Below are 7,375 nucleotides of genomic sequence, written 5' to 3'. Positions count from 1 at the left end.
TAATAATATAGTCCATGATTGAATCCTCCTTGTAATGTGAAACAAGCTATTTGATTATATGCGGTTAATTCTATTGTTTATAACCTTTTTTATATGAAATGAAACAAGAGAATTGAAGTTATAGACGAGTAAAAGGAGATTAACGAGCGCGGTCCAGTTATTTTTCGTTGACAAAGCAATCTTACATCCTTATTATTAGTTTGAATTCAAACTAGTTTAGGCGGTGCTCTGAATGGGAGAAGACAATCACATTACACGTTTTCCTTGGGAGCAAGAGGACAGCAGTACATTGCTTATAAAGCTGGCATTTACGAATATTCGGCGCGAGATTGAAACTTCGCTTCGGCCGCTTGGCCTCACTCCTCAGCAATCACAGTCGCTTCATTTGCTCGCTATGAAACCAGGCGTGATGAACGCCGACTTGGAGAAGCTGCTATTTATAGACAAATCGAGTGTAACCAGCTTGATCAACGGGATGGTGAAGAGAGGCTGGGTTGTAAGGCGTGCGCATGACTCGGATGCAAGAATGAAAAGAATTTATTTAACCGAGCAAGGGGTAGAAATGTCCTTGAAAGCTTCAAATGCTGTTGCACAAGCGAAAGAGAAATCGGACCATTTGCTAACCAAGAAAGAAGCGGCACATCTGCATGTTTTACTCAGAAAAATCATTAAAGCGTATGAGTAAGCGATACGCTTGTTATATTCGGACATATAGTTTGAATTCAAACTAAATGTAGTCTAAAACAGGAAAGGACGTTACGGGATATGGAAGCTGCAGATAAACAAAAAATAGGCGAGAAGCTGCTGCCTATATTAGCTTTTACTTTAGTCTTCTCCATTATGAATGCTTCAATGTTTAATGTTGTTATGCCTGTCATCAGCAAGGAATTTGGCATTACCGCCTCACAGGTGAGCTGGCTGATTACGGGGTATATGATTGTTTTTGCAGTAGGCTCCGTTACATACGGAAAGCTCGCGGACAAATATCGGCTTAAGGATCTATTGACCTTCGGATTAATTATCTTTGCACTTGGATCGATTGTAGGTTTGCTCGCTTCTGAATATTGGATGATCGTGCTTGGGAGGGTGCTGCAAGCAAGCGGGGCAGCCGTTATCCCAGCTACAGCGATGATTGTCCCTGTACGCTATTTCTCTCCTGAGAAGCGTGGCAGGGCGTTAGGTACGGTTGCTGCGGGTCTTGCTCTTGGAACCGCACTCGCGCCTATTGTTGCCGGAATCGTTACAAGCTTCATCAACTGGAGATTTCTATTTTTAATATCAGTCATTCCGCTGATTGCACTTCCGTTCTTTAGAAAATATTTAGACAACGATAGAGGAAAAGCTCAAAAAATTGACTATTTGGGCGGCATTCTGCTTGGAGGCTCCGTCGCATTATTACTGATGTCCATTTCAGTTGGTAGTTGGTTTATTGCTCTAGGCGGTGCTGTAACGCTCGTTTTATTTATTGTGCGCATTCGAACAGCGTCTGAGCCGTTTATCCAGCCCAAGCTGTTCAGCAATAAGAAATATACGTTTGGCTTAATCATGACCTTTCTAGCTACATCGTTAAGCTTTAGCATGCCTTTTGTAACCCCACAGTTTTTGGCGGGACTTAATCAGTTGTCCCCTGCCATTATCGGCTTTGTTATGTTTCCTGCAGCTATTACCTCTGCTTTGATGGGGCGTCGCGGTGGCAGGCTTGCAGATGAGAAAGGCAACTCGTTTTTAGTATACCTTGCGATTTCATTAAGCTTTACTTGTTTTATTTTGTTATCAGTGTTTGTTGGATTATCGCCATATCTAATCGTGTTTTTGTTAATATTCGGCAATATAGGTCAAACCTTTATGCAAATTGCGATGTCGAACACGATATCAAGAACGCTTGCCAAGGAGCAAATTGGAGTTGGGATGGGACTCATGTCCTTGCTTAACTTTATCTCGGGAGCGATGACCACAAGCATTATCGGCAAGATGCTGGATTTGAAGCAAACGGCAGTCCATTTTAACCCATTTGCCATTCATAACGGGGCATACCTATATAGCAATATTTTCTTTTCCTTAGCAATCTTGGCTGCAATCATTGTTGGCTTGTATTATTTGCTATTCAGACCATCGCGTGATCAAGCAGCTTTGCAGACAAAGCTTGAAAAGAGCAAATCATCTTCAAGAGCGATTTCATAATAAGGATATAAAATATTTGAATTAGATGAATGATGCGAAAAATGATAAAATTTGACTCTGCCTACAAGTGTAATAAACTGGAAATTATATGATTTAACTAGAAGGAGAGAGTGAGATGAGCAAACCTTTAGTCGTAATTGTCGGGGCTGGACCGGGTGTAAGTGCAGGTGTTGCAAGGAAATTCGGTAACGAAGGATTTCGTGTTGTGCTTGCAGCAAGGAACGAGGATGCTCTGGAAACTTATACGAAGGAGCTTAATGATAGCAAGATTGAAGCCTACAGCATTAAGGCTGATGCAGCCGATTCAATATCATTAACTTCTGCATTTGAACAAATTAAGCAGCTTTATGGTTCCCCTGATGTTCTGGTTTATAATGCGGCTGTCATATCTAAGGCTACACCAACAAAATTAACCGAAACGCAGCTGCTTGAGGAGTTTAAAGTAAATGTTGTTGGGGCGTTAACAAGCGCGAATCAAGTCATTCCTAATATGATTGAGCATAAGAAAGGGGCAATACTGTTTACTGGCGGCGGATTGGCGCTGGCACCTGCTGCTGAATTGTCGTCATTGTCGATTGGTAAAGCGGGAATTCGCTCTCTGGCCTTCACACTTTCACAAGAGCTACAACCGCATGGCATTTATGTCGGCACAGTAACAATTGCTGGTTTTGTTGCCAAAGGAAGTTTCTATGATCCAGATGAAATTGCGGATCAATTTTGGAATTTATACATCAATAGAAGTGAAGTCGAGTATTTATATAAGCAAGACTAATGGGGAAGAGTAGAAAAAGCATGCCTGAGCCGAATGGTTTGGGATGCTTTTTTATTGCTGCTTGACATCTCTAACTGTATGAAATAATATTACAGTATACAAAAAAGTTACAGTTAGTTAGATAAACTGAGGATAACGGGAGAGATGAAATAAATGAAATCAACTTATTTGCCATTGTTTGAACAAATGACCTTTAAAAACGGCATTGAATTAAAAAACCGGATCGTTATGGCGCCAATGACGAATTTCTCATCAAACGAAGATGGAACGGTATCGGAAACGGAGCTGAGCTATTATAGCCGCAGATCGGGTGGTGTAGGCCTAGTCATTACAGCTTGTGTTTACGTTTCACCAAACGGAAAAGGATTTCACGGCGAATTTGCAAGCGACAGCGATGACATGATTCCGAGTCTACAGCTCTTGGCAGCAACAATTAAAGAAAAGGGCGCTAAAGCAGTGCTTCAAATTTTTCATGGCGGTAGAGAATGCCCAATTAACCTCGTCCCAAATGGTGATGTGGTAAGTGCGAGCGCTGTAGCTTCGGAGCAGAACGCTGGGGTTACACCTAGAGCATTATTAGATGAGGAAATTGAATCGATTATTCGCGACTTTGGAGAAACGACTAGAAGAGCAATTGAGGCGGGGTTCGACGGTGTTGAAATTCATGGCGCAAACGGTTATCTTGTCCAACAATTTTTCTCTCCGCATTCCAATGTACGTGAGGACCGTTGGGGAGGCAATATTGAGAACAGATTGCGCTTCCCATTAGCCGTCGTTGATGAAGTGAAGCGAGTTGTTGCTGCCTATGCGGAAAAACCTTTCCTAGTCGGTTACCGCTTCTCCCCTGAGGAGGCGACTACGCCTGGTATTACCATGTCGGATACATTTAGGCTTCTAGACGAGCTAAGCAACAAAGACCTCGATTATCTTCATGTATCGTTAATGGATTTCTGGTCATTGCCTAAACGAGGTGCTGAAGAAACGAAAACGCGTATGCAATGGATACAAGATCGTGTAGGTCATTTAATTCCGATTATTGGCGTTGGCTCTATTCATACCCCAGAAGATGCTGTAAAGGCAATAGATATCGGCATTCCACTTGTTGCGATTGGCCGTGAAATTATTGTTGAACCGGATTGGGTCGAGAAAGTGCAAGAAGGCCGCGAATCGGAAATAAAAACAACGCTCAGCAAGGATGATCAAGATCGTTTGGTCGTTCCTACCCCGCTCTGGCAAGCAATTGTTCATACGCCAGGCTGGTTCCCGCTAGGCGATTAATATAGATGACAGGAAAACAGGTCAAGCATTTCTTGACCTGTTTTTTTTGCGTCTTTAATCGATTTAATCTTTTTTTAGTGTATCCAGCACGACAATGAATTGGCAGTTGTTTTAGTACTAAAGTTATTGTATCATTGTCTAATAGGTAGGCAACCTAACTATTTCGCGAAGTAGTTTGGCGGCCAATAGGCCATAATAAATAAAAATGTTTAGGAGTGCAGAGCATATGGAGCAATTGAGTCAGAAGAAAAAGTTAACAATCATGATTGCACTGATGGCAGCTATGTTTTTCGCAGCTATTAATCAGACAATCGTAAGCACGGCTATGCCGCGCATTATTGCCATCTTGGGTGGCATAGAGTATTACACATGGGTTATAACCATTTATATGCTCACATCAACGATTGCTACTGTACTTGTAGGAAAGCTTTCGGATATTTACGGAAGGAAGCCGTTTTTGTTAGTCGGTATCGTGTTATTTATAATCGGAGCCTTCTTATGCGGTACATCAACTACGGTATTCCAGCTCATCACTTATCGTGGTATTCAAGGTATAGGCGGCGGTATTCTTATGTCGGCAACCGTGACGGCGGTTGGTGATTTGTTCGCACCTAGGGAAAGGGCGAAATGGACTGGATTAATGATGGCCATAYTCGGCTTCTCAAGTGTAATTGGACCAACATTAGGCGGCTTTATGGTCGATCATATCGCTTGGAAGTGGATTTTCTGGATTTTTCTACCGCTTGGCATTATTGCATTTGGGATGATTTGGTCCATGTTTCCAAAAACAGCGCGTAAAACAACGGAATCCATTGACTATTGGGGTTCATTATTGCTTTCACTGATGCTTATTGCATTGCTGCTCGGCTTCTCATGGGCAGGTACAAAATATGACTGGGGCTCGCCACAAATTATTGGCATGTTCGCCTCTGCTGCAGTGTTGTTAGTTCTATTGATTCTTGTAGAACGTCAAGCCAAAAGCCCTGTATTGCCTTTGTCGATGTTTAAAAACAGCATTGTAACGATCTCCAACTCCGTCGGTTTCCTTATGAATGCCGGCATGATGGGCGCAATGATGTACCTGCCATTCTTCGTACAGGGTGTGCTTGGTATTTCACCAACGAACTCGGGTTTTGTAAATATGCCGATGTCGATCGCCATGATCTTCCTAAGTGCAATGTCTGGTCGTTGGATTTCCAAATCAGGGAAATACAAACGATTCGCCCTCATCGGTATGCCATTCATGGTCGCGGGAATGCTTATGATGGCATTCATGACTAACGTTGGCGTTGCGGTTGCTGCGATGATCGTATTTGGTATTGGACTTGGTATTTCGATGCCAGTATTTACACTTACCGTTCAAAATGCAGTAGAGCCTTCACAGCTTGGTGTGGCTACAGCTACAGCTACGTTGTTCCGTAACCTGGGCGGTACGATTGGTATCGCAGTAATGGGTACGGTTATGAACTCCACTTTGACAAGCAAGCTGAAGGATGCTGTCGCAGCAGGTCAAGGACCTGATTTAAGTCAAGTAGATGCGGCTACAGCTGAGAAACTGTCTAGTTTCCTTAACCCGCAAATGCTGCTTGATCAACCGAAGCTTAAAGAGCTTCATGCGACGCTGCCGGAACAAATTCAGCCTTTGTTTACACACATCATCGAGATGGTTCGCTCGGTACTGAGTGACTCTTTGACGGTTGTATTCTTGTTCGGTATGTCCTTGCTGATCGTCGCATTTGTACTCGTGTTCTTCTTGAAAGAAATTCCGCTTCGCTCTTCTGACAAGAAAGAAGCAGTTAGCGTAGAGCCATCTGAAAAGTTGAAAAAAGAGCCTGCTCTTAATAATTAATAAGAGCGGCTCCTATAGGAGGGATTTCGCTTCCTGCAGCTTGCAGGAAGTGAAATCCCTTTGTTTATTAAAAGTCTTCATTCGTTTTGGCAGAGTCCAAATAGTTGAATACTTGGTTTAACATGATGACAAGCTGATCACTTTGCTCCTTGCCTAAATGATCAATCATGCCTTTGAACATGGAGATAAAACGGTCTATTGCTTTTTGGGCAATTTCTTCGCCAGTGTCCGTTAACGTTATTTCGGTAATTCTTCGATCTGTGCTATCGGATGTACGAACCACATGGCCAGATGCAATTAAGCTATTAAGCATCTGTGTAACGGTTGGAGAGGTGACTTGCAGCAACTTACTGATTTCTGTAACCGTCGTCCCTGTTGAACCTTTATCATTGCTTTTTTTCACACATACGAGCATACGAACTTCGCTCGCTTTAAGACCGCCCCACATCGTTTTTTTCCGCCAGTCGGCTTTAGCGAACTTTTGGAAAACATCGATTAAGTCTGTTACATTCTCATATTTATCTGCGGACATTGGATTCACCTCGGTGAACTTATTTTATAAAGTAATTAGGTTACCTACGTAATTATAGTTATTATGATGACAGGAAGTCAACAAAACAACAGAAATGAGGTGGAACATGAACAACTACGAGGAATGGAAAGAATTGTTTCCGCAATTAAAGGTTGTTTACAAAAAATTAAAAACCGAATGGTATAAAGGAATAGATTGCAGCTTCTCCATTAATCAAACAAGAATGCTTCAACATTTAGATAAACAAAGTCCCATGAAGTCAACGGACCTAGCTGAATTGCTTTTGGTTACTGCGGGCGGGGTTACGCTCATCGGGGACAAGCTCGTGGAAAGAGGGCTTATTCGCAGAAATCGCAGCGAGAATGATAGACGAGTCGTTTATTTGGAAATTACAGATGAAGGCAAACAATTTGTGAAGGCTTTTAATGAAAATGATGATGCTATTATCCGATATATGAGTGAGAGGATCTCGCAAGAGGATTTGGAGCATTTGAGACGAATATTTACATCGCTTGATGATTAGCGGGATCTAATCGAAACATTTCAGCAGCAAGAATTGGAAGGGGAATACGGAAGTATGGTTATGGATCAAATGCAAAAAATGAAAGACATGAAGCAGCAAATCACTCGTTTTCTAATGATGTACAAATTTGCGATTCAAGAGCTTGAGACAAAAGTCGAAATATTAAAGGAAGAATTTCATTTACTGCATGAATACAATCCGATTGAGCATACAAGCTCGCGCCTAAAGTCGCCCAAGAGC

At 42.2% G+C, this 7,375-nt stretch carries 7 protein-coding genes and 1 pseudogene; 7 read left to right on the top strand and 1 reads right to left on the bottom strand.

What is annotated here, in order from left to right:
* Positions 1–232: 232 nt before the first annotated feature.
* The 5 genes from AB4Z17_RS30405 to AB4Z17_RS30385 all read left to right on the top strand — a co-directional run bounded on the left by AB4Z17_RS30405 (position 233) and on the right by AB4Z17_RS30385 (position 6,080).
* Positions 233–685: a MarR family winged helix-turn-helix transcriptional regulator gene (locus AB4Z17_RS30405; protein ID WP_441964009.1), complete on the top strand. Its 453-nt coding sequence runs from the start codon at positions 233–235 to the stop codon at positions 683–685.
* 80 nt (positions 686–765) lie between these two features.
* A complete protein-coding gene (locus tag AB4Z17_RS30400) occupies positions 766–2,181 on the top strand; it encodes an MFS transporter (RefSeq protein WP_441909490.1) in 1,416 nt (471 codons plus the stop codon).
* A gap of 115 nt (positions 2,182–2,296) precedes the next feature.
* Positions 2,297–2,953: an SDR family NAD(P)-dependent oxidoreductase gene (locus AB4Z17_RS30395; protein ID WP_441909492.1), complete on the top strand. Its 657-nt coding sequence runs from the start codon at positions 2,297–2,299 to the stop codon at positions 2,951–2,953.
* A gap of 153 nt (positions 2,954–3,106) precedes the next feature.
* Positions 3,107–4,231, top strand: coding sequence for an NADH-dependent flavin oxidoreductase (locus AB4Z17_RS30390; protein ID WP_441964007.1), 1,125 nt, complete (start codon positions 3,107–3,109; stop codon positions 4,229–4,231).
* A 226-nt stretch (positions 4,232–4,457) separates the two neighbouring features.
* On the top strand, positions 4,458–6,080 hold the full coding sequence (locus AB4Z17_RS30385; RefSeq protein WP_441964005.1) for an MDR family MFS transporter: 1,623 nt from the start codon (positions 4,458–4,460) through the stop codon (positions 6,078–6,080).
* A 67-nt stretch (positions 6,081–6,147) separates the two neighbouring features.
* Here AB4Z17_RS30385 and AB4Z17_RS30380 read toward each other — a convergent pair whose 3' ends face one another.
* Positions 6,148–6,612 carry a MarR family winged helix-turn-helix transcriptional regulator gene (locus AB4Z17_RS30380; RefSeq protein ID WP_441964003.1) on the bottom strand — a complete coding sequence of 155 codons (465 nt, stop codon included), beginning with the start codon at positions 6,610–6,612 and terminating at the stop codon, positions 6,148–6,150.
* A gap of 106 nt (positions 6,613–6,718) precedes the next feature.
* Between AB4Z17_RS30380 and AB4Z17_RS30375 the strand changes: the two genes are divergently transcribed.
* The gene (locus AB4Z17_RS30375) at positions 6,719–7,135 is read left to right on the top strand and encodes a MarR family winged helix-turn-helix transcriptional regulator (protein WP_441909496.1); all 417 of its coding nucleotides are present in this window, start codon (positions 6,719–6,721) and stop codon (positions 7,133–7,135) included.
* Positions 7,136–7,189: 54 nt separating this feature from the next.
* Positions 7,190–7,375 (top strand): annotated as a pseudogene (locus tag AB4Z17_RS30370) (GTP pyrophosphokinase family protein); the annotation flags it as partial.

This window comes from Paenibacillus sp. TAF43_2, from assembly GCF_052113545.1.
GTDB lineage: Bacteria > Bacillota > Bacilli > Paenibacillales > Paenibacillaceae > Pristimantibacillus.
The sequence above is the reverse complement of the archived record's forward strand: the minus strand, read 5'-3'. Positions and strand labels throughout refer to the sequence as shown.